The sequence below is a fragment of the Paenibacillus sp. EPM92 genome, assembly GCF_016586185.1.
Lineage (GTDB): Bacteria > Bacillota > Bacilli > Paenibacillales > NBRC-103111 > Paenibacillus_G > Paenibacillus_G validus.
In genome coordinates this window covers 92,929-113,691 of record NZ_BCPS01000076.1, presented here as the reverse complement: position 1 = coordinate 113,691, position 20,763 = coordinate 92,929, and the positions used below count along the sequence as shown (strand labels likewise).

Below are 20,763 nucleotides of genomic sequence, written 5' to 3'. Positions count from 1 at the left end.
ATAGCCGCCCAGCCTCCGGCGCAAGCTAGGGTTGAGGTGATGCGCGTTGTTCTTGCTGCTGGCCGCAAGCTCCGTCGCTGCTCCGGCCTTCATGTTTGTCATCCGTTTTCTCGCGCCGCGGGCGTCCATCGCTTTCGACGCGGTCGGGGTTGCAGCGATGTACGGGTTCGGATTGTGTACGGCCCGTGCGGTGTTCGATATTGTCGTGAAAGATACCGTGATGATGACCGAAGTGCATAAAGTGTTCTATGATCCTGTTTTTTTGGGCAGCGGGGCCTATTTAGGCGTGTACGCGCTGTATATCGGCTGGTGGACGCTGTTCCGCCGCTATCGTACCGAAGTTTGAAGAATGCCTCTGTCCTGCCGTGCGGGACGGAGTTTTTTTTAGCTCGGAAACCGTAGCGCAGCAGACAAGATCCGGGCTCCGGTCAGGAGCTTTTCTTAAGATACCGGAAGTATTAGTTTTCAGCGGAGCTGAACACTTGCTGTATCGCAAGAAAAGCTTCCTTAAAAACACGAATGTATCTTCCCCGAAAAGGCTCCGGTCAGGAGCTTTTCTTACATCTCCGCGGAATATGGGCTTCCAAACATGTCAGGCTGCCGGCCTGCCGCAAGGCTCCCTGACGTTCCCTCATGGCTAAATGTATAGCGCAAAGGCTGCCGGTCGTACCCCCATTTTCGGACAAATCCATCTTGAACGCTCGGACGCATAAGCTCTCTTGCTGCTTCGGATGTAATTTATTTCCAGTCCGGATAAGCTGACAGGACGCAGGATTACACCGTCAGACTCCTTTTCATTCTGTATTAGTAGTATTACTATATACTACTAAACAACGTGAAAAATATCTGCGTAAAGTTGAAAAATATCCTTTCTGAAAGCCACTTATCAGAAAAAATGATAATAAAAACACTATTCGTGAAACTTAGAAGCTGTTATACTGATGCAAAGGGATCCTATTCCTTCCATCCAATTGTACGAGGGGGCGTTACTAGCATGGGAGTTCTCCCGAAAACGAATGAGCTCGGTTTCTTTGAGATTCGGCTAGAATCCATCGGCGGGCTTGGGGCTAACCTGGCAGGCAAGATGCTTGCTGAAGCGGGCGTTGTCGGAAGCGGTTTCAACGGTGTCAGCTTTTCTTCCTACGGTTCCGAGAAAAAAGGCTCTCCGGTTAAAGCGCATATTCGATTCTGCGACTTGCAAACGAATATCCGCGATACGACACCGGTGGAACGACCGCACGTGGTCGGCGTATTTCATGAAAATTTATCCAAGACGATTAACGTCGTCAGCGGCATTTACGAGGACAGCGTCGTGCTCGTGAACTCCGGCAAATCTCCTGAAGATTTGAAAGAGAAGATGAACCTCATCGGCGGAACCGTGGCCGTCGTCGATGCTACAGGGATCGCGCTTGAGGAGAAAAACCGCGTCAACATGGCGATGCTTGGCGGATTGTTCCGTCTGTGCGAATTTCTGGATTTCGAACATATGAAGAGCATTATCCGCAAGAGTCTGGAGAAAAAATACCCGGGCGCCGTGGAGCCGGCTTTGCGCACGTTCCAACGCGGTTACGACGAAGTCAGGTTCCAGACGTTCGCGCTGCCCGAGGGCGAGTCGATGCCGGAGCCGAAGCGTTGGGACATTCCGGTATACGGGTACTTGACCCAGCCGATCGGCGGGATGGTTTCCAACCCGGGGAACAGCATTTTGAAAGACTTGAGCATTTCCCGTAACGGGATGATGCCGCATTTTGACGATGAGAAATGCATTCATTGCGCCGCGTGCGACACCGCCTGTCCCGACTTTTGTTTCGTGTGGGATGAGCAGCCGGACAAGAAGGGCAGACCGCAGATGTTCCTGCAGGGCATTGACTATCAATACTGCAAGGGCTGTCTCAAGTGCGTCGTCGCCTGTCCGACGGAAGCGCTGTCATCCAACCGCGAAATGGAAGGCTACGCCGAAGCGAACCGCGTGCCGCATCGCTTTGATTTGGTGAAATAATACAAATTCGGGAGAGGTGAACGAAACAAATGGCTATTGAGATCAATAAAGAAGTGAGTACGGGCACGGTCGAACAGCGGATGGTGTACGAGTCCGGGAACGAGATGGCTGCGTATGCCGCGCACCAGATCAATTATCATGTCATGGGTTATTTTCCGATTTCGCCGTCGACGGAAGTCGCGCAATTCCTCGATCTGATGAAGGCCAACGGCCAACACGACATTAAACTGATCCCGGCCGACGGGGAGCATGGTTCCGCAGGCATTTGTTACGGCGCATCGACCGCGGGGGGCCGCGTATTCAACGCGACGAGCGCCAACGGTTACTTGTACATGCTGGAGCAAATGCCGGTGCAATCCGGTACGCGCTTCCCGATGGTCATGAACCTGGTGTGCCGCTCCGTCTCCGGACCGCTTAACATTCACGGGGATCACTCCGACTTGTACTATGCGCTGAATACGGGCTGGCCGATTCTGATGAGCCGTGATCCGCAAGCCGTATACGATATGAATATCATGGCCATCAAGCTGGCCGAAGACCCTGAAGTGCGCTTGCCGGTCATCGTCGCTTCCGACGGTTATTTCACGTCCCACCAGAAGCGCCGGGTGCAAACCTTCGCTCACAAAGCTGACGTGCATGCGTTCATCGGCGAGCAGCCGCAAAACTTCCCTCACGTGCTGGACCGCAACAACCCGATCACCGTCGGTCCTTACATGAACGAACCGGACTACATCAACAACTGTTACCAGCAGTCCGAAGCGATGTACCGCGCGGGCGAAGTATTTGACCGCATCAGGCAGGAGTACAAAGTGTTGACGGGCCGCGACTACCCGATCCTCGACCTGTACCGGATGGAAGACGCGGAAGTGGCCGTATTCCTGATGAACTCGTCGTCCGAGATCATCAAAGACGTTGTCGACCAGCTTCGCGAGAAGGGCATTAAGGCCGGTTCGATCGCACCGAACATGATTCGTCCGTTCCCGGCCAAGCAAATCGCCGAAGCGTTGAAGAATGTGAAGGCGGTCACGATCGGCGACCGGGCGGATTCGTACGGCGCGCACGGAGGCAACATGTCGCTCGAGATCAGAGCGGCGCTGTACACGGCCGGTTACACTGATACGCTCGTAATCAGCCGCGTTTACGGCCTCGGCGGTAAAGATTTCTATGCCGAAGACGGACACGCGTTGTTCCAACTGGCACTTGAGGCGGTTGAGGCAGGCAAAGTGGCCGTGCCGTTCGATTACTATGGCCATACGGCCGGCGATCCGGCCAAGAAGCCGCAGCGCGTGATCGAGCCGATGAAGTACGAAGATTTGAACACCGGCCTGATCACGGTCAATAAAGACGAAGAGACCGGCCAGCTGAAAGTGAAAGTGCCGCCGATCCGTCAATTGACCAAGAAGCCGAAACGTCTCGCTCCAGGTCACGGGGCCTGTCCGGGCTGCGGAATTTTCTCCGGTCTCGAGCTGTTCTTCAAAGGCATTGAGGGCGATATCGTAGCGCTGTTCCATACCGGCTGCGCGATGGTCGTGACGACCGGTTATCCGTACTCTTCACACAAAGCGACATACATTCATAACTTGTTCCAAAGCGGTGCGGCTACCCTCTCGGGCGTGGTCGAAATGTTCTGGGAACGCAAACGAAGAGGCGAACTCGATCAATATAACCTGCCGGCCGACTTCACCTTCGTCATGATTACCGGCGACGGCGGGATGGATATCGGTATGGGTCCTGCGATCGGCGCGGCGCTCCGCAATCATAAAATGATTATTTTGGAATACGACAACGAAGGATATATGAATACGGGCGCGCAGCTGTCCTACTCGACGCCGCTCGGCCACCGGACGTCCACGTCCAACGTCGGCAAGCATCAAGGCGGGAAGCTGTTCCACCATAAGGATACGCCGCAAATCATGGCGGCCACGAACATCCCTTACGTGTTCACCGGTTCCGAGTCGCTGCCGCAGGATTTGCTGAAGAAAGCGGCAAAAGCTCAATATTACGCCCAGAACGAAGGCCTCGTGTACGGTAAAATCTTAATCACGTGCCCGCTTAACTGGTTGTCCGAGGAGCAAATCGGCCAGACGCTGATCGATGAAGCCGTCAACTCCTGCTTCTTCCCGATGTATGAGATCGAGAACGGCGTGACCACGATCACGTACAATCCGGAAGATAAAAACAAGCGGATTCCGGTTGGCGATTGGTTGAAGAACATGGGCAAGACGAAACACTTGACGAAGCCCGAATATGCCGAAGCGCTGCAATCGTTCGAGAACGAAGTCGAGCGCCGCTGGAGCCGGCTGAAGGCCAGACACGAAAATCCGTATTTGTAAGATCAATCCGGGAGCAAACTCGATATGGGCTTGCGCCCTTTTTTTCCGGCGCAAAGACGCAGGTAAGGGAGGGATTCATCAGATGCCCATTGTGCTTAGACAATCGAACACGGGTGAAATCGCCGCCTGTCTGCAGAAGAACAACTATGATTTGGACTATTACGGCGTCAAGCAATGGGAAACGGAAGAAGAGGCCGAAACGCAGAAGGAATCGTTTCTGCATGCAATCGGCCGTGATGACGCACCGTATTGGCTCGTACTGTCCATCGACGAGAACCGCGTGAAGCTTTGTAACGTTAAATTGAAAAACGATCCGTCACGAATACTGCTGTTAAGCTTGGAAGGCGTGATGACGACCCGGCAGCGTTAAACACGCAGGCGGGTCAGGACGGGAACGGGGAGGGTAACCTATTGAACCAAACGACCCCTTTTAACATATTCGAACAAGCCTCTACCGATCAGGAGCTGCAGCAGTTCCGGCAAACGGTCGTTGAAGGCGGATTTACAGCGTTCCGGCTGTTTCTGGAAGGATTCCGCGACATGCTGAAACGGTTTGAGGATGGTGAAATCGAGCGCGTAAACCGGCTGCTTGCCGCAGCCAGGCAGTTGTTTCCCGAGCCGGGACGGTTCAGCCCTTCTTGGGTGGACATCTGGAACGAGTTCGAGCAGATCGCACAGTTTAAGCAAACCGTGCTGGAATCGATAGTAGGCGACGATCGGGCCGGGGAATGGCAGATTCTCATTGACAATCCGTATACGAATACAGATTTGGCTTGCTACCCGTCCTTAACGTTTCTGGAGGGCGCCTACTTGTACGCGTATTTCCGCTCCGACTTGAAGCAGAACGAATTTATTCGGCTGCAAAAAATTCAAAACGTGATCATGGCGTTCGGCAGCGAACGTTCCGAACCGTCGAAAAAGAAAGCGTAAACCGAACCACCCGAACTACCCGAACCGTCCGGACCATCAACCGGGCGGTTTATCCATGCTTGACGGTCACTCGAATAAAGGAACTTCATCAAGGGGAACCTAGGTGAAAACGCATACGAGCGGAGAAATGTACCCGGATGAAGCGTTCCATTCTTGTGATCGAAGACGAACAACAAATTGCCCGCGTGCTTGAGCTGGAACTGCGGCACGAAGGCTACGAGGTGAAGGTGGCCGGTGACGGCTTATCCGGTTTGGAGCTGGCGCTGGGTCAGACGTGGAGCTTGATTGTGCTGGACGTGATGCTTCCCGGCAGCAGCGGACTCGAAGTGCTGCGCCGCCTGCGTCAGGATGGACGGCTTGTACCCGTCATCCTGCTGACGGCGCGCGATTCGACGCCAGACATCGTAGGCGGCTTTGAGCAGGGAGCTAACGATTATGTGACCAAGCCGTTCGTCATCGAAGAGTTGCTGGCACGGATTCGCAATCTGATCCGAATGACGGAGCCGGCAACAGATGACCAGCAGACGCTGACGGTCGGCGATTTAGTATTGGAGCCGGCCTCCCGGAAGGTCATGCGCGGGGGCCGGCCGATTGAACTGACCCCCACCGAATTCGAGCTGCTGCACTATATGATGAAGCACGCCGGGCAAGTATTGAGCCGCGAGCAAATCATAACCGATGTGTGGGGGTATGAGCATACGGGAGATACGAATATCGTAGATGTGTACGTGCGGTATCTGCGGCTGAAAATCGATAAAGGGCACCGCCCGAAACTGATCCGGACGGCGCGGGGCATCGGTTACGCGTTATCGGTTCCCGACGTATGAGCTTGCGCACTAGGCTCATCCTACTGTCGTCGCTCTGGATTTTACTGATCGTCGTCGTGTTTAACGTATCGTTATATTTTTATATCTCGGCTTCAACGACGCTTAACGAAACGAAGCTGCTCTGGAAGAAAGCGCAGATCATCCTGCGCAATCCGGAAATCCACGATAGCTCCAATTGGACGAAGCCGGAGCTGCTCGAAGATTTCAAAGAACCCGATATGATGGTTCGAATCATTGCGCCCAACCGGGATGTCGTGGCCGGCATATCGACCCATGTGCAGTTGTCCGGGTATCCGGTCGTGTTTCGTTCGAATTATTATACCGACATGGTCAACGATTTCGGATTTCGGATGCTGTTCCTGCAGGTGCCGATTTATGATGATGACCGTCAAATCGGCCAGTTGGAGCTGGGCAAGGCGCTGAACGTCGTCAGCGAATGGATGAAGCAGCTCGGAACCGGGTTAGTAATCGCGACCGGCGGCGTGCTCGCCTTTGCGCTGATCAGCGGGCTCGTCTACACCCAAATTATTATCCGTCCGATCCGGGAATTGCTCGAATCGATGAAGGCGGTTCGGCGCAACCGCACCTTCGTGACGCTCAGCCCCAAGATCACCTCGCAGAAGGACGAGCTCGGCAAGCTCGGTCAAACCTTCAACGAAATGATTGAAGCGCTTCGCGAGCACGACGAGAAGCAGAAGCAATTCGTCGCCGACGCTTCCCACGAGCTGCGTACGCCGCTAACCGTCATTGAGAGCTATACCTCGCTGCTGCACCGCTGGGGAGCGAATGATCCGGCTCTTCGCGAAGAAGCGCTGCAGGCGATACAAGCCGAGACCTCCCGTCTGAAAGGGCTCATTCAGGCTTTGCTGCGGCTGGCCGAGCTGGAGCGTATGGAAGCAGAAATCTCTTTCCAGCCGGTCGAGGCGGTTGCCTTAATGCGTGAGACCGCCGGAAGGTTGAGCGTGGCTTTCGAACGGGATTTGGTCGTGGATGCGGCGGATGAGCGGATTGTTTGCTGGGGAGAACCGGAACCGCTGAAGCAGCTGTTCGTCATCGTACTCGACAATGCAGTCAAGTACAGCCGGCGCCCGGTACGAATCAGGTTGAGCCGGGAGCGCAGCGAGGCTGTCATTGTCGTGAAGGACGAGGGGATCGGCATACCCGAAGCCGACATTCCGCATTTGTTCGAGCGGTTTTACCGGGTGGACAAAATGCGTCACCGCTCCAGCGGAGGGACGGGACTGGGACTTTCGATCGCGAAGCAAATTGTCGAGCGGCATAACGGCAGCATTCGCATCCGAAGCAGGGAAACGCGAGGGACGGAAGTCGAAATCAGGCTGCCGCTCGCGGAAGAATCGTCATGACGCTGGAAGATCTTGCAGCAAGCATAGCCGTATCCGGTATCGATCCGGGTACGGCTCCTATTTTTTTATTGTCGCTTCCTCCCGGGTGTGTCATAATGAAACCTGCATCTTACTTTCCTCGTACTGTAGGAAATAAAGCATCCAAGAAGAGAGTGAAGTGAAGCGCATGGCAATTCGATTATTAACCGATGGCGGCGTCGATTTTCCCGCGGAGTGGGGGGGAACCGACCCGATTCGCACCGTTCCTCTTTATGTGACGTTCGACGGTAAAGAGTTCGATCACTCCTTGGGTTTAAACGTGTTTTACCAGGAAATTAAAACGCATACAAATTTACCCAAAACCGCTAGTCCATCGCCGCAGGATTTTATACGCGCTTTCGAACAATATCCGGATGACGATATCATCCTCATTACCATATCATCCAATATCAGCAGCACGTATCAGCATGCTTCTATGGCGAAATCGATCCTGGAAGAATCCGGCGGCGGAGCCGCCAAGCGGAAAATCGCCGTACTTGATTCCAAGACGGCTTCCATGGGCACAGGCCTGATGTTATACCGGCTTATTCTTGACGTACAGGCAGGCCGTACCTTCGATGAGATCGTAGATAGAGCGCAGCAGCGTGTGCCGGAAACGAAAACGTTCTTTTATCTCGACACGCTGGAGAACGTCATCAAGGGAGGAAGGCTGGACCGGGCTAAAGGGGCCATCGCTTCCGTCCTCAACATCAAGCTCGTGATGCATGCCAGTCCGGAAGGCACCATCGAGGTGACCGATAAAGTGCGCGGGCGCAAAAACGCGCTCAACCGTCTTATTGAAAAGTTCGAAGATATCGGTCACGGTCTGGAGGAGCGCGTTCTCGGAATCGCACACAGCAACTGTCTGGAGGAAGCGATCGCACTGAAGGACCGGATTCTCAAGCGGTATCCGTTCCGGCAAGCGTATGTGACGGAGATGGGCCCGGTGATCGGCACGTATGCCGGCGAAGGCGGACTGCTCGTTTGCTATCATTAATTCATGGATCGATCCGTGTTCGCGTTTGATACGGAAAGGGGCGGCTGGATGGACGGCTGCTCTTTTTCATGGGTACGGATGAACAACCATACGCCGAGCAGCAGCAGCAGTCCCGCCGCCGCCTGACGCGGGCCGATCGCTTCGCCGAGCAGGAAATACGCCAGCAGCGTAGCGCCGACCGGTTCTCCCAGCACGCTCATGGATACCGTCTCCGGCCGCATGTACGTTAACAGCCAATTGAACACATAATGGCCGAATACCGTCGGTACGAGCGCGAGCAGCAGGAACAGCCCCCATTCCCGCGCCGGATAACCGGTTAAGGGAATGCCAAGCGCGAGGTTGTAACCGGCTATACAAACGGCGGCAAACACGAAGACGAAGAAGCTGTATACGAAAGGCGGCATGTGGGCAAGGAGCCGCTTGCCGAGCAGCATGTGAGCCGCCACCGCGGCGGTTCCGAGCAGCGATAACGCATCGCCAAGCAGCGCCGAGCCTGTAAGCCCCCAATCGCCCCAGCCGATCATCAAGGCGCCGAGCATGGCAAGGCCCATGCTCAGGATAGCGGGCCAGCTCGTCTTTTGGCGATATAACAACCAGGCGCCAAGCAGCACGAACACCGGCTCCAGCGAGGTGATAGCGGTGGAGCTGGCCACCGACGTCAGCCGGAGCGAGCCCATCCACAGCAGGAAATGAAGGCCCAGCGCAAGTCCTGAAGCAAACAGCTCCAACCATTCGCGCAGGCGCATCCGACGCACGGACGCCCGGTATGGGAACAGCAGCGGGAGCATCAGGAGCGCCGTTATCGTTAACCGGTACATCGCCGAGACCGAGACAGGTGAATTTGACCAACGGATAAATATAGACGAGAATGAAATCGCCACAATGCCGATGATAAGCAGCAGCGAGATCGGAAATGGAAAAGATTTGGACGGCTTCATATGCATTCGCTCCTCGTATGCATCTTGTTGTCGGATAGTGAGCAAGAGTCCATTATATCACTATATTTGTCAAAGATCACGCCCCTTTGTGCGGCTGCGGATGGACTTTTCCGTTCATTTATGTTAAGAAAGAGTTAAGGCCGGACAAGAAGGACGGACGCATCATTTGAAGGAGGAATCGAGCATGTCCCGGCGATTTGTAATCGAAGCGGTGTTGGTCGCGATTTATGGAGAATTGCTGGCACCGAGTCAGCCCGTCGAGTATTTGATCCCGTACAACACGATCATGGAGCTCTACGAGATGAAAGACAGCCCCGAGCCGGTCATGCCGGAAGCCGACGACGACGCTCACGTGAAGCAGAAAATCGGTGAATTGATCGCCTTTTTTGACGATTCGTTCAATAAGAAGAAGCTGGAGCGTGCGCTGCTGGCGCCTTGGCGTTTAAGCCCGCCGCTGCCGATCAATGACAATGTGACGTTTACCGTCGTCAATGCCATGGAGAACGCCCAATACGGCGAAGCCGTCGATCCGATTGAAACCGAAATTATTCTGACTTCGCTGCGTGAGCAAGCGCCCATCGTGACCGATCAGGTTGAACTCATGGATAAAATCATACAAGCGGAAATTCCGGTTCAAGTATACGATGTTTACGATTTTGATTTCGCCGTTGAGCAGGGGATTACCGCTGATGATTGGATGCAGCCCTAGGCTGGGACCGTAACTGAACCGAATAAGGCAACAACGGATGAATCCCCGGTTTCGGGGATATTTTTTTGAAGGAGGTACACGGTAATTGGACGTCTATATCATTACCGGTTCGTCACGCGGCCTCGGCGAAGCGCTTGCCGAGCGGCTGCTGCTTGAAAATAACCGCGTCGTCGGGGTATCCCGGACGAGCAATGAACGCCTGGCCGAGCTCGCCGGTTCGGTTCCGGGGCGTTTCGATTTCGTGCCGTTCGACCTCGGACGAGCGGATGGCCATTACGAGTGCATGGCGGGTATTATCGATTCGGTCCGGATGGAAACGAACGTCGGAGGCCGATTAACGCTGATCCACAATGCCGGCGTGCTAGGACCGATCGCGCAGCTTAGCCTTGCAGACGAAGCCGAACTGGCCCGCAATGTGCAGGTCAATTTAACGGCGCCGCTGCTGATGACTTCGGCTTTCCTGCGGTTGACGGAGGAGCTGCGGGAGCGAACGGTAAGAACGATCGTGAACATCTCGTCAGGCGCAGCCAAAAAGCCGTATATCGGTTGGAGCGCCTATTGCGCGGCTAAAGCCGGCATGGACATGCTGACCCGATGCGTTGCGGCGGAGCAAGGGGAGGGAGCCCATGCGGCCCGAATCGTATCGATTGCACCCGGGGTCGTCGATACGGCGATGCAGGAGCAAATTCGCGGAACGGATGAAGCCCGATTCCCGTCGAAGCCGCGCTTTGTCGAGCTGAAGCGTACCGGCAAGCTGTTCTCCCCGCAAGAGGCGGCGGATAAGCTGATTCGCGTTGTCCGCAACGGCGATTGGAAGCAAGGCGATATTTTGGATTTGAGAGACCTTTAGTGAAGGAGAACGGAACGGATGTTCGATCCTACGATTTTCGATAATTTGAAAGTAGTGTTGGAAGGGCGCCTGTACGATGTGGATGCGGAAAACCGTATCCGCATCAGCGGACGCGAGGATATCGTCGATCTCGCCGCCATGTCGCGCAAATTCTGTATGCGCTTTGCACGTAACGGCGGCACGTGTCAGGCTGCGGTGACGCTGGCGAGCGGCCTGACCGACTTCGCGGCGGAACGGCGCATTGCCCGGCTTGCCGACAGGCGGCCGGGAGCGGACCTGCTGCTGACGCTCGATCTGCCCCGGGAACGCCGGGCGCACTGTGCGGAGCTGCACGATTATTTAACCCGGCTGTGGGGCGAGGAAGCGGACATTCGCCACGAATTAACCGTGCTGCTGCAGCCGGAGGCGAACGAAGGCCCTTCGGAAGCGCCGGAAACGTATCGGATTCAATTGAAATTCCGTCAGCGCATCGACGAAAGCCACATCGAAGAGCTGGAGCAATGGCTCGATATCGCGGTCATGTGCCTTGTGTACGCGGATGAGGGCAGAAATTTCGTGCAGGGTTAGGGCGGATCGTCTTGGGCACTGCCTGCTATCGGTTGACAAAAAAACGCGTCCGACGCCGCGAATCCGCCAAATGGATCGCGACGCCGGACGCGTCTGCGCATTTACTTGTTACGCGTGACGAATTCGCGAATCATCGCTTCCGTCACATAAACGCGGGTGGGGGATATCCCCTGCTGCGCGTGGCTGTTGATGCGTGCGGTAATCGCATTGATCGCCTCGACGCTGAACGGTTTCCCGGCCGCACAGTCGGCTGCCGCTTGATCGATGGCCCGCTCGCGTGCTTCTTCCAGCTGTAGAAATCGCTCCAGATGGGCGTGCTGCTTAGACGTATGGGCCGTAATGGCTTCATGTACGCTCATGAAGACTGCAACTCCTTCGTTATCATGCATTTCAATAAAATCCATGATACACTATCCCTTATGACGATGACAACAGGCGGAAAAGCGAAATCTTATGAGTATCAACGGACATTGCCCGCGCGAACGGAGCAGGAGCAGGGTCGCTCCGGATCGCGGATAGAGTGAAACGATACACGGAGAGAGGCCGGTAAAGATGAGTAAATCAGAAGAGCGATTCGACATATTCGACGAACGGATGAACCTGGTTGGAACGGCATCCAGGGGCGAAGTGCATGCGCAAGGCTTATGGCATCAGACGTTTCAATGCTGGCTGTGGTACGAGACGGAAGGGGAGGGGTGGCTGCTCTTTCAAGAGCGGCATCCCGGTAAAGATACGTATCCCGGACTGCTCGATATATCGTGCGCCGGTCATTTGCTGGCGGGGGAACGCGTAGAGGACGGCCTGCGGGAGCTGGAAGAAGAACTGGGTGTCGAAGCATCGTTCGATCAGCTGCATAAGTGCGGTATGTATACCGATGAAGCCCTCCTTGCGCCGGACTGCATCGACCGCGAGTTTTGCCACGTATTTGTGTTGAAGAGCGGACGTCCGCTTACGGCCTATAAGCTTCAACCGGACGAAGTGACCGGCTTGTACGCCGTTCGCTTCGCGGATGTCCAGGCTCTAGCGGCAGGCAAGCTGAATCACTTGCGGATCCACGGTGTCCGGCCGGATGATGCAGGGGAGCTGACGGCCGCGCACCGAGTCGTATCCACGGCGGATTTCGTACCGCGTCCGGAAGCGTATTACCGGATGGTGCTCGATGCCGTTCGGGTAATAAACGATGAGAAATGATCATCATTTCCCGGGTAAGCGCAAGAAATGATTTGTTTTTCGATTTTTCAGACATTTTCGACAAATTACCTTCTGTTCATGAAATTTGAGAAACGGGCAATGTCGCAGGCTTTCATCAGGGTTTCATGAAGGCGCCCGGCCGGCTTGCCCGTCTTCGAACACGTGTTTGCTATTCGCCGGATTTGCTCGTTATGGCAAGAACGGCCTGCACGACACCGCCGGCCGGCACATACGTAAGCTCTTGCTTGCGGTTCAGCTCATCGGGCATCGCCATCCAAGGCTCGACGCAGATGAAAGGCTTGTCTTGAATCGACCATAATACGACGTATCGGAACGCCTCGCTGTAGGTCATTTCGACAACTTGCCGGCCTTCGAACGTGAAACCGATCCGCGGTTCCTTCGCATCCAGGAACACGACCGATTCAGGCAGCTGATCCAAATCGATCTCACCTTCGTACGGCTTCTCCCGATGATCGTTGAAATCATAGTAGCGATCCGCATCGATGTCATAGCGGACGGCCTTGCGATCCGCCAGGAAATACGGGTGAAAGCCGGGGTACATCGGCATCGGTTCTGCGGAATGATTGCTGTACTGCTGCTCGATCGTTAAGGTCCCGTTCAGCAGACGGTAGGTGAAGCTCAGCTCGAAATCGAATGGAAACGACGCCAGCGTCTCTTCGTTAGCCCGGAGCGACAGCGTAATATAGACGCCGTTGTCGTCGCCGGTCTTCTCGACGCGCCAAGGGTGGTTCCGTGCGACGCCGTGATTTTTCATCGAATATGGAGTTCCCTTCCATTCGTAACGGTTATCGGTTATGTAGCCGCTAACCGGGAACAGTACCGGAATGCCGCCTCGAATATTGGCGGATGGATCAAGCAGCGTAGCCCGATCCAGGTAAAGCCGCTCGACTCCGGCCGTTCCGTAGCTCGTCACGATGCCTCCCCGTTCCGGGACGATGCGAAACCAGGCGTCGCCGTCCGCTTCCTTTAACTCATAAACTGTATACGTATCTTCGTAGGTTCGAATTGAATAACCGCTCATTTGTTCGCCTCCTCGTTCATTACACTTCGTTATGGTATCATAAACCGGACAAACTGTGCCATTCATTCCCTGCTCATCGCCGCCGCTTCAAGAAGGCTTCACGATGACGGCGTGCATAATATTTTACCCCAAGAAGATACTGGTAATGTATCGATGAATAAAGATGGGGGGATGGACATGTGCGAACGGTTCTCGCTCATGAGCGGGGTTACGGAGTTATTCGATCGGTTCGAGTTGAACGACATCCGCATGTCGCTCCGTCCGCGTTCGGACTATGCTCCGACCCGTACGGTGCCGGTTATCGTGAACGAGCAGGGACAGCGCAAGCTGGAAGGGTACCGCTGGGGGCTGATCCCCTTTTGGGCGAAGGACGCCGTATTAACCAGCGGCGCAGATATTCAGGAAAAACGCGAGTATCGCAAGCTGTTTGCCAAACACCGCTGTGTGTTTCCTTGCGACGGGTTTTATGTATCTGCGGCGGAAGGCAAGCGCCGCCGTTATGTCCGTGTTTCGTTGACGGACCGGAAGACTTTCGGGGTTGCGGGATTTTATGAAATTTGGAAAGACAAGCAGAACGGCGAGTTTCGGACTTGCACCATGATGACGACTGCCGCCAACCGGCTGCTCTACGATTATACGGAGCGGATGCCGGCGATTTTACAGGAACGGGAGCTGAAGGAGTGGCTCGACTCGAAGCGCAACGGCGAGCCTGATTTTTTGCAAAGCCTGTTATCGCCGTTTCCGCCGGAGCGCATGCGCGTGGAGCCGGTAGGTGCGGACGAATGGTCCGGCTCAAGCCCTGACGAAGACAGCGAGGGGGAGATGCCGATGAAGGTAAAAGCGCTGCTTCAGGCATCGCTTAAACGGTAGGCTTGTTCATGTGCCGCGGCGAAAAGGACGGTCGCTTGGGAACGTCTTTTTCGGCCGTTTTCCCGTGCAGGACAGATCATCCGTGCATGAAGCGGCTATGAGACGGGAATGGAACTTGTCAGGTATAGAATCGGTTACCCACGAATACACCTTAAAGCAGATGTGAAGGTCATCTTATATTTAATATTACTAATAATTAATAATATTAATAATTATAAAACGGTGTCCCATCCGCATCCCGCAAGCGATTTTCCAGATTACGCCTCCAAATTTACGATGATGTACGAATCGTATAAGAACCGTCTTGCGCCCGTCTTCCGTTCTGTTTAAAAACCTGCGAATCGGGTTAATGCTGTTAGTAACGAGTATCGCTTAGAAGTAAATGCTTGGAGGGGGTCACGATGGAGAAAACGCTCCGTGCCCGTTATGTACTCAAAAAACCGGTTATTCCAGCCAAAAACGGTATTTTATTCGAGGGGACGGATTTGTCGCTGCGGCGGGATATCGTTATTTTCGTATCCGAGCAGCCGAACCGCGACGAACAACAAGCGTACATGCGTTTGATTCAAGAGGTAGCTCATTTAAATGATACCCGCTTCTTGCATGTGCTCGACGTCGGCTTCGAAGATTTATCGATTTACGCCGTTCTGAAATCGTTCGACGGGGAACCGCTGTTGGCCAGGCTACAACGCCGAGGATTCACCTTGGCCGACGTCGTTGCCATGTCGTTCGAGCTGAGTAAAGGCATGCTAGACGCCTTGGAAAAAGGCATCGCCGGCTTCTCCGTCATGGCGGACAACGTCTGGATCGGAAACGACGGTCACCTTAAAATTATTAACTGCTGGGAAAAAGTGAAGAGCGACGAGCAGGGCGCTCGAGGACTTGCCAGCTTGATCTATCAGCTGTTTATGGGGACGGAATCTATTCCTTCGTCGCTGGAACAGAGGGAGCAGCGTTTGCGTACGGCTCTCGTTGCCACGACGGATGAGCGTAAGGACGCATTGCTCGTTCTTCTCGGACGTGCATGGAGGGGCCAGCATACCTTATCGTCGTTCATCATGCAGTTAGGCCAGCTGTCCGGACAGGCGGCGCCGGATGGGGCAGCCGGGATGCCGGACAAGGAAGAAGAGGTGCGCTTCGCGATCAAACGGGAGCATGCAGCGGTACCGGCCAAGGATGAGCTCGTTCGTTCAACCGTAAAGGATGAGATCGTCGAAGAAGAGGAAGAAGTGGAAGAAGTGGAAGAAGCTAAGAGCGGCGGTTTTTGGAAAAAATCGCTGATCGGCATGGCCTTGTTTACGGTGGCGGCCGTGACCGCGGTCGGCGTGTTTCTATTGTTTATGGAGCTCGGGATCGGCCGGAAGTCTCCGGACTCGCAGCAAACCGCCGCGAAATCGGGCCAGAGCTCCGCTTTGCCGGAGACGCCGTCCGCAGCGAACCCGGTACCCGCGACACCGGCTGAGCCTCAGTCATCGTCGGAGGCGCAACCCGGAGAAGGTCAAGCCGTCACAGCGCCGCAGCTGGTCGGTCTAAGCAAAGAAGAAGCGGAGAAACAGGCGCTGGCTGCCGGTCTTCGGTACCAGTTTTATTTGGAGAAAAACCCGCATTCGGCAAATACGGTGTTTCGTCAAAGTCCTGCGCCGGGCACTCCGCTCCAGAAAGGCGACAATGTATCGTTCTGGGTAAGCAAAGGGCCTTAAGCAGACGAAGAAGGACGGGAATTCCGGGCGTCAAGACGCACCGGATATCCCGTCCTTCTTCTCTTTGTCGATCGCTTCAGACATTGTTTTATCGGTTAGATGGGCGTAAATTTGTGTCGTTTCGGGCGAGGCGTGACCGAGCTGCTCCTGCGTTTTGTACAGATCGTTGCGCAAGTAATAGTCCGTCGCGAACGAATGGCGCAGTTTATGAACCGATAAGTAAGGTTTGCCGAATCTTTTGGCATATTTGATCACCATTTCCTGAATCGCCCGTTTGGTCATACGCTCGCCTTCCTGTCTGCCGTTAGCCAAAGCAAGGAAGAGCGCCTTCTCGCGTTTCGGCGCTTTGTAGACAGAGCTGCGAAGCTCCAAATAACAGGCCAGATCATCTACCGCGTCCTGCCGGAAATAGACGGGCGTTTTGAACGTCTCGTCGTTCTTGCCTTTGCGGAACGCATAAATAAGCTTCTTCTTCAAATCGACGTCCTCGACGTTCAGGTTAACGACCTCCGACACGCGCAGTCCGGAGTTGAGGATGAGGCTCACGAGACAGGCATCGCGTGTTTTATTGATCTCGTAAGCATAGGTCGCCTGCTTGTTCGATGCCACGTCTTGGCCGTAGCCCGTCTTCACATAGTCGATAAACTCGGCGATCTCCGCCTCCTGCAGCAGCTTGCCTTCGAGCTTGGCCGCCGAGTCTTTCGGTTTATGCGTCCGTTTAATTTCCACCTTCGCCATGACATTGCGCTTGAGCAGCGGGTAGAAATTCTCGTCCTCGGCGATTTGACTCAAATAATGAAACAACGAGCGCAGCGAGGACAGCTTGCGGGAAATGGTCGTTTTCGAATTGGCGTTCGTTTTGCGCATGGCGAGGAACATCTTGTAATGATCGATGCTCTCCATATGCAGCCGCTCGAGATCGAGGAGCGGCACATCTTTCATTTGTCCGGCCGTACTCAACCCTTCGGCGAGCAGCCAGCCGAAGAATGTCTCGTAATCCCTCACATATTCGAGCAGGGAAGAGGGAGACAAGTCGGGCAGTTTATAATTAATGAATTTCTCCACGTACCAGGGCATCAGCGGGATTTTTTTCTCCAGCTCCAAACGGTCTTTGACTTTGATTACGTTCATCGGGCCACGCTCCTTAACTGCCTGTATTCAGCAATTAGTTAACATAATTATAATTATGTATTGTTTTGTTGGTTGACAGCTGCTTGAACCGATCGCTGTACCCGTTATTTTATCACAATTGCAGGAAATCGGTTAGATATGGGGGTTGAATTCACAGGCAGGTTCGTGTACATTAAGGCTAGTCTTACACAAGTGCATATTGTGGGAACAGGTGCTTCAACTTCAGGTTGAAGCTTAATAGGGAAGTTCGGTGCAAATCCGATGCGGTCCCGCCACTGTAACAGCGTAGTTCGCAGCCACGAAGCCACTGATTCGCAACCGGATCGGGAAGGCAGCTTGCGGGCGTCGATGCTGGTAGCCAGGAGACCTGCCTGTTCTGACGACACTGATATACCTACGGACGATAGGGAGGTGTTAGGAAGCTGCTGCGATCGGTTTTCGTACGGAGGGTGAATGGCCCCTTTCGTTCCGAAAGTTTATCAGGATAAGAAGCATTTCTAACCGTCTACGGTTGGGAATGCTTTTTTTGTTGCACAAATTCATGGGAGGGGATTAAATGAAATCATCCAAAGTCTTGTCAATGATCGCGGTTATCATCGGATTTATCGTTTATTTTGTCGTGAACGAGCCGCAATCTGCTAATGCGATGCACATCATGGAGGGATTCTTGCCGCCAGGATGGGCGATCTTCTGGTGGGCGGTGTTTATCCCGTTCTTCGCGCTCGGCGTCCGCGCCATTGCCCGGATCACGAAGACGTCGCCGGAATTGAAGCTGCTGCTCGGTCTGGCGGCTGCGTTCACGTTCGTACTGTCCGCCTTGAAGCTTCCTTCGGTTACAGGCAGCAGCTCTCATCCGACCGGAACCGGTCTCGGCACCGTGATGTTCGGGCCGCTGCCGATGAGCGTGCTCGGTTCGATCGTTCTGCTGTTCCAGGCTTTGCTGCTCGCACACGGGGGATTGACGACGCTGGGAGCCAATGCGTTTGCGATGGCGGTTGCCGGCCCGATCGTCGGGTTCTTCGCCTACAAATTCATGGTGAAGACGACGGGTAAAGAAGTGTGGGCCGTCTTCACGGCAGCCGCTCTAGCCGATTTGTCGACGTATTTGGTAACTTCCGTGCAGCTGGCTCTGGCGTTCCCTGCTGCAGAAGGGGGCGTTGCCGCCTCGTTCATGAAATTTTCGGGTATTTTCGCCATCACGCAAGTACCGCTTGCGATTAGCGAAGGACTGTTGACTGTGCTTGTCTGGAACTGGCTGCGGTTGCACCATGCGGAAGCTTTGTCGGTTGTGCGGCATACAACGAAAGGAGTCGATCATTCATGACCAAAAGGATGAAAAACGGGCTGCTTATCGCCGGCGTCGTGCTGCTGAGCACGCTTCCGCTGCTTCTTGTCGACGGAGAATTCGGGGGAGCCGACGGGGCGGCCGAGGATATGATCCGCCAGCTGTCGCCGGCCTACGAGCCTTGGTTTGCTCCGCTGCTGGAGCCGCCTGCGGAAACCGAGAGCATGCTGTTCGCTTTGCAGGCCGCCGTCGGCGCTGCCGTGATCGGGTATACGGTCGGGCTTTATAAAGGAAAAGCCGCGAAATCTAAAAACCGATGATCCATACGATCGATAGCTTGTCGTATACCAATAAGCTGCGGCACGTTTCCCCGATGTGGAAATGCGGATTTGCGGCCGTGCTGCTGACGCTTGCGTATACGGCGCAGCCTGTGGTTCAGGCTGTGATCTTCTGTTGGATGCTGGTCTGGACGGTCGGTTACGCGGGTATCCCGTTAAAGACGTACAGCTGGTTGTTCGGCGCATCGTGCTTCTTTTATGTGACCAGCTTGCCGGCGTGGGTAATCGAGGCGGCTTCGTCCGCCGCAAGCGTCCGGCCGGATGCGCTGCTGGCTGTTCCGGTATTTCGCGGGTGGTTGTATATTTCACCGGCGGCCTTGGTTCAGGCGGTGGAAGTGTTCGTGCGGATAGCCGCCTGTGAAGCGTGTTTGCTGTTCATCGTCTTCACGATTCCGTTCCCGGAATTGATGCAGGTGATGAAGCGGCTTCGCATGCCTCAAGCCGTGCTTGAGCTGATGGTGATTACCTACCGGTTCTTGTTCCACCTTTCGGATGCCGCACAAGGAATGATCGCCGCGCAGCGGGCACGGGGCGGACACGCAGGCTTCTGGCGCACGCTGCGGGACGTCGCGGCCTTGCTCGTACAGCTGTTTGCCAAGACAATGCACCGTTATCGGGGGTTGTCACAGGGTCTTATGTCGCGGGGATTTACCGGAGAGCTTCACTTTATGCCTTACGAACCTAAGCCGATTCCAGGACGTTACGGAGCCGAAGGCATTCTCGGTGCTGCGACGCTCGCGCTGCTCAGTATTTGGCTTCGAGTGGGGGGAGTGTGAGAGGATGAAGCCGATATTGGAAGCTTCAGATGTCACGTTCACGTACCCGGGCGCTCAAACGCCCTCTCTGCGTCAGCTGAATATACGTATACCTGAAGGAAAACGCACGGCAATTTGCGGACCTAACGGCTCGGGCAAATCTACGTTCTTCCTGCATGCCGTCGGTATTCACCGTCCGAAGTCCGGAACGATGCTTTGGAAGGATGCGCCTTACGTTTATAAGAACGAAGACCTGCAGCGGCTTCGCCGGCAAGTCGGTCTTGTGTTTCAAGACCCGGAGCAGCAGTTGATCTTACATACGACTTACGAGGACGTATCGTACGGGCTGCGCAACGCCCGTCTGGAGGAGCAGGAAATACGCCGGCGCACCGAACGCATGCTGGATGTGATGGGGCTTACGCCATGGGCGGAGACTCCGCTTCATCAATTGAGTCTGGGTCTAAAAAAACGCGTCGCCTTAGCCGGCGTGCTCGTGCTTGAGCCTGAGCTGCTGCTGCTGGACGAGCCGACAGCCTATCTGGATCGTCGTTCGGAGCATCGGCTGGTGGAGGAGTTAAACCGGATTCATGGACAAGGGATCACCGTGGCGATGGCCACCCATGATTTGAACATGGCCTATGCGTGGGCCGATTGGATCCTCGTCATGTACGAAGGAGCGTGCGTCATGGAAGGTACGCCGGAGCACGTGTTCACGGAAGCCGACGTGCTGGCCGCTTACGGATTGGAGCTGCCGGCGCTCGTTGAGCTGTGGAAGGCGCTGCCCGCTGACAGAAGACTCGGTGCCAAGCCTCCGAGGGACATCGCCGCATGGAAGGCGATGCAGGAGACGTGGCGCTGAGCCTGGTCTTGCGCTAGAGGGTCGTCGAACCGTTAGGGGCGGCGGCCCTTTGTCGTTATG

The 20,763-nt window shown here is 54.9% G+C and carries 22 protein-coding genes and 1 riboswitch; of the genes, 18 read left to right on the top strand and 4 right to left on the bottom strand.

What is annotated here, in order from left to right:
• The first annotated feature begins 46 nt into the window (after window positions 1-46).
• From JMF85_RS17860 to JMF85_RS17825, 8 genes are all read left to right on the top strand, one after another.
• Entirely contained in the window at window positions 47-346 is a 300-nt protein-coding gene (locus tag JMF85_RS17860) for a hypothetical protein (RefSeq protein ID WP_230875937.1), read from the top strand.
• Window positions 347-994: 648 nt separating this feature from the next.
• A complete protein-coding gene (locus JMF85_RS17855; RefSeq protein ID WP_201318660.1) occupies window positions 995-1,999 on the top strand; it encodes a 2-oxoacid:acceptor oxidoreductase family protein in 1,005 nt (334 codons plus the stop codon).
• Window positions 2,000-2,028: 29 nt separating this feature from the next.
• The gene (locus JMF85_RS17850) at window positions 2,029-4,332 is read left to right on the top strand and encodes a thiamine pyrophosphate-dependent enzyme (RefSeq protein WP_127605867.1); all 2,304 of its coding nucleotides are present in this window, start codon (window positions 2,029-2,031) and stop codon (window positions 4,330-4,332) included.
• Window positions 4,333-4,414: 82 nt separating this feature from the next.
• Entirely contained in the window at window positions 4,415-4,702 is a 288-nt protein-coding gene (locus JMF85_RS17845; RefSeq protein ID WP_201318659.1) for a hypothetical protein, read from the top strand.
• Between the two features lie 41 nt (window positions 4,703-4,743).
• Complete coding sequence (locus JMF85_RS17840) at window positions 4,744-5,262, top strand: hypothetical protein (protein ID WP_127605871.1); 519 nt, start codon at window positions 4,744-4,746, stop codon at window positions 5,260-5,262.
• 137 nt (window positions 5,263-5,399) lie between these two features.
• On the top strand, window positions 5,400-6,089 hold the full coding sequence (locus tag JMF85_RS17835) for a response regulator transcription factor (protein WP_054795439.1): 690 nt from the start codon (window positions 5,400-5,402) through the stop codon (window positions 6,087-6,089).
• On the top strand, window positions 6,086-7,453 hold the full coding sequence (locus JMF85_RS17830) for a sensor histidine kinase (RefSeq protein WP_201318658.1): 1,368 nt from the start codon (window positions 6,086-6,088) through the stop codon (window positions 7,451-7,453). Before JMF85_RS17835 ends, JMF85_RS17830 begins: the two co-directional genes overlap by 4 nt.
• A 166-nt stretch (window positions 7,454-7,619) precedes the next feature.
• Window positions 7,620-8,468, top strand: coding sequence for a DegV family protein (locus tag JMF85_RS17825; RefSeq protein ID WP_155614000.1), 849 nt, complete (start codon window positions 7,620-7,622; stop codon window positions 8,466-8,468).
• Here the strand turns inward: JMF85_RS17825 and JMF85_RS17820 are convergent.
• Entirely contained in the window at window positions 8,465-9,406 is a 942-nt protein-coding gene (locus JMF85_RS17820) for a DMT family transporter (RefSeq protein WP_127605875.1), read from the bottom strand. The two genes, JMF85_RS17825 and JMF85_RS17820, sit on opposite strands and share 4 nt — an antisense overlap.
• A 184-nt stretch (window positions 9,407-9,590) precedes the next feature.
• On the opposite strand from JMF85_RS17820, the gene JMF85_RS17815 reads away from it, so the two are divergent.
• The 3 genes from JMF85_RS17815 (at window position 9,591) to JMF85_RS17805 (ending at window position 11,532) form a co-directional block, all read left to right on the top strand.
• A complete protein-coding gene (locus JMF85_RS17815; RefSeq protein WP_127605877.1) occupies window positions 9,591-10,115 on the top strand; it encodes an ADP-heptose synthase in 525 nt (174 codons plus the stop codon).
• An 85-nt stretch (window positions 10,116-10,200) separates the two neighbouring features.
• A complete protein-coding gene (locus tag JMF85_RS17810; protein WP_201318657.1) occupies window positions 10,201-10,965 on the top strand; it encodes an SDR family NAD(P)-dependent oxidoreductase in 765 nt (254 codons plus the stop codon).
• 18 nt (window positions 10,966-10,983) lie between these two features.
• Complete coding sequence (locus JMF85_RS17805) at window positions 10,984-11,532, top strand: hypothetical protein (RefSeq protein ID WP_174817561.1); 549 nt, start codon at window positions 10,984-10,986, stop codon at window positions 11,530-11,532.
• A gap of 101 nt (window positions 11,533-11,633) precedes the next feature.
• Here JMF85_RS17805 and JMF85_RS17800 read toward each other — a convergent pair whose 3' ends face one another.
• A complete protein-coding gene (locus tag JMF85_RS17800; RefSeq protein ID WP_054795524.1) occupies window positions 11,634-11,891 on the bottom strand; it encodes a YpbS family protein in 258 nt (85 codons plus the stop codon).
• Between the two features lie 193 nt (window positions 11,892-12,084).
• On the opposite strand from JMF85_RS17800, the gene JMF85_RS17795 reads away from it, so the two are divergent.
• Window positions 12,085-12,723, top strand: coding sequence for an NUDIX hydrolase (locus JMF85_RS17795; protein WP_201318656.1), 639 nt, complete (start codon window positions 12,085-12,087; stop codon window positions 12,721-12,723).
• Window positions 12,724-12,892: 169 nt separating this feature from the next.
• On the opposite strand, the gene JMF85_RS17790 is transcribed toward JMF85_RS17795, so the two are convergent.
• Window positions 12,893-13,765, bottom strand: a complete 873-nt coding sequence (locus tag JMF85_RS17790) for an aldose epimerase family protein (RefSeq protein WP_201318655.1) — start codon at window positions 13,763-13,765, stop codon at window positions 12,893-12,895.
• Between the two features lie 177 nt (window positions 13,766-13,942).
• Here JMF85_RS17790 and JMF85_RS17785 point away from each other — a divergent pair, with 177 nt between their 5' ends.
• Complete coding sequence (locus JMF85_RS17785) at window positions 13,943-14,635, top strand: SOS response-associated peptidase (RefSeq protein WP_164751740.1); 693 nt, start codon at window positions 13,943-13,945, stop codon at window positions 14,633-14,635.
• A 401-nt stretch (window positions 14,636-15,036) separates the two neighbouring features.
• Complete coding sequence (locus JMF85_RS17780) at window positions 15,037-16,335, top strand: PASTA domain-containing protein (protein ID WP_155614005.1); 1,299 nt, start codon at window positions 15,037-15,039, stop codon at window positions 16,333-16,335.
• A gap of 30 nt (window positions 16,336-16,365) precedes the next feature.
• On the opposite strand, the gene xerS is transcribed toward JMF85_RS17780, so the two are convergent.
• Window positions 16,366-17,466 carry a tyrosine recombinase XerS gene (gene xerS / locus JMF85_RS17775; RefSeq protein ID WP_127605889.1) on the bottom strand — a complete coding sequence of 367 codons (1,101 nt, stop codon included), beginning with the start codon at window positions 17,464-17,466 and terminating at the stop codon, window positions 16,366-16,368.
• Between the two features lie 192 nt (window positions 17,467-17,658).
• A riboswitch (cobalamin riboswitch) is annotated at window positions 17,659-17,855 on the top strand.
• 167 nt (window positions 17,856-18,022) lie between these two features.
• On the opposite strand from xerS, the gene JMF85_RS17770 reads away from it, so the two are divergent.
• From JMF85_RS17770 to JMF85_RS17755, 4 genes are read left to right on the top strand one after another with little or no spacing between them, the layout of a single operon-like run.
• Window positions 18,023-18,790, top strand: coding sequence for an energy-coupling factor ABC transporter permease (locus JMF85_RS17770; RefSeq protein ID WP_155614007.1), 768 nt, complete (start codon window positions 18,023-18,025; stop codon window positions 18,788-18,790).
• Entirely contained in the window at window positions 18,787-19,071 is a 285-nt protein-coding gene (locus JMF85_RS17765) for an energy-coupling factor ABC transporter substrate-binding protein (RefSeq protein ID WP_155614008.1), read from the top strand. The genes JMF85_RS17770 and JMF85_RS17765 overlap by 4 nt, the downstream gene beginning before the upstream one ends.
• Window positions 19,068-19,865 (top strand): cobalt ECF transporter T component CbiQ, encoded by a 798-nt coding sequence (gene cbiQ, locus JMF85_RS17760; protein WP_201318654.1) that lies wholly within the window; start codon window positions 19,068-19,070, stop codon window positions 19,863-19,865. Before JMF85_RS17765 ends, cbiQ begins: the two co-directional genes overlap by 4 nt.
• 4 nt (window positions 19,866-19,869) lie before the next feature.
• The gene (locus JMF85_RS17755; protein WP_201318653.1) at window positions 19,870-20,703 is read left to right on the top strand and encodes an energy-coupling factor ABC transporter ATP-binding protein; all 834 of its coding nucleotides are present in this window, start codon (window positions 19,870-19,872) and stop codon (window positions 20,701-20,703) included.
• Window positions 20,704-20,763: the final 60 nt, after the last annotated feature.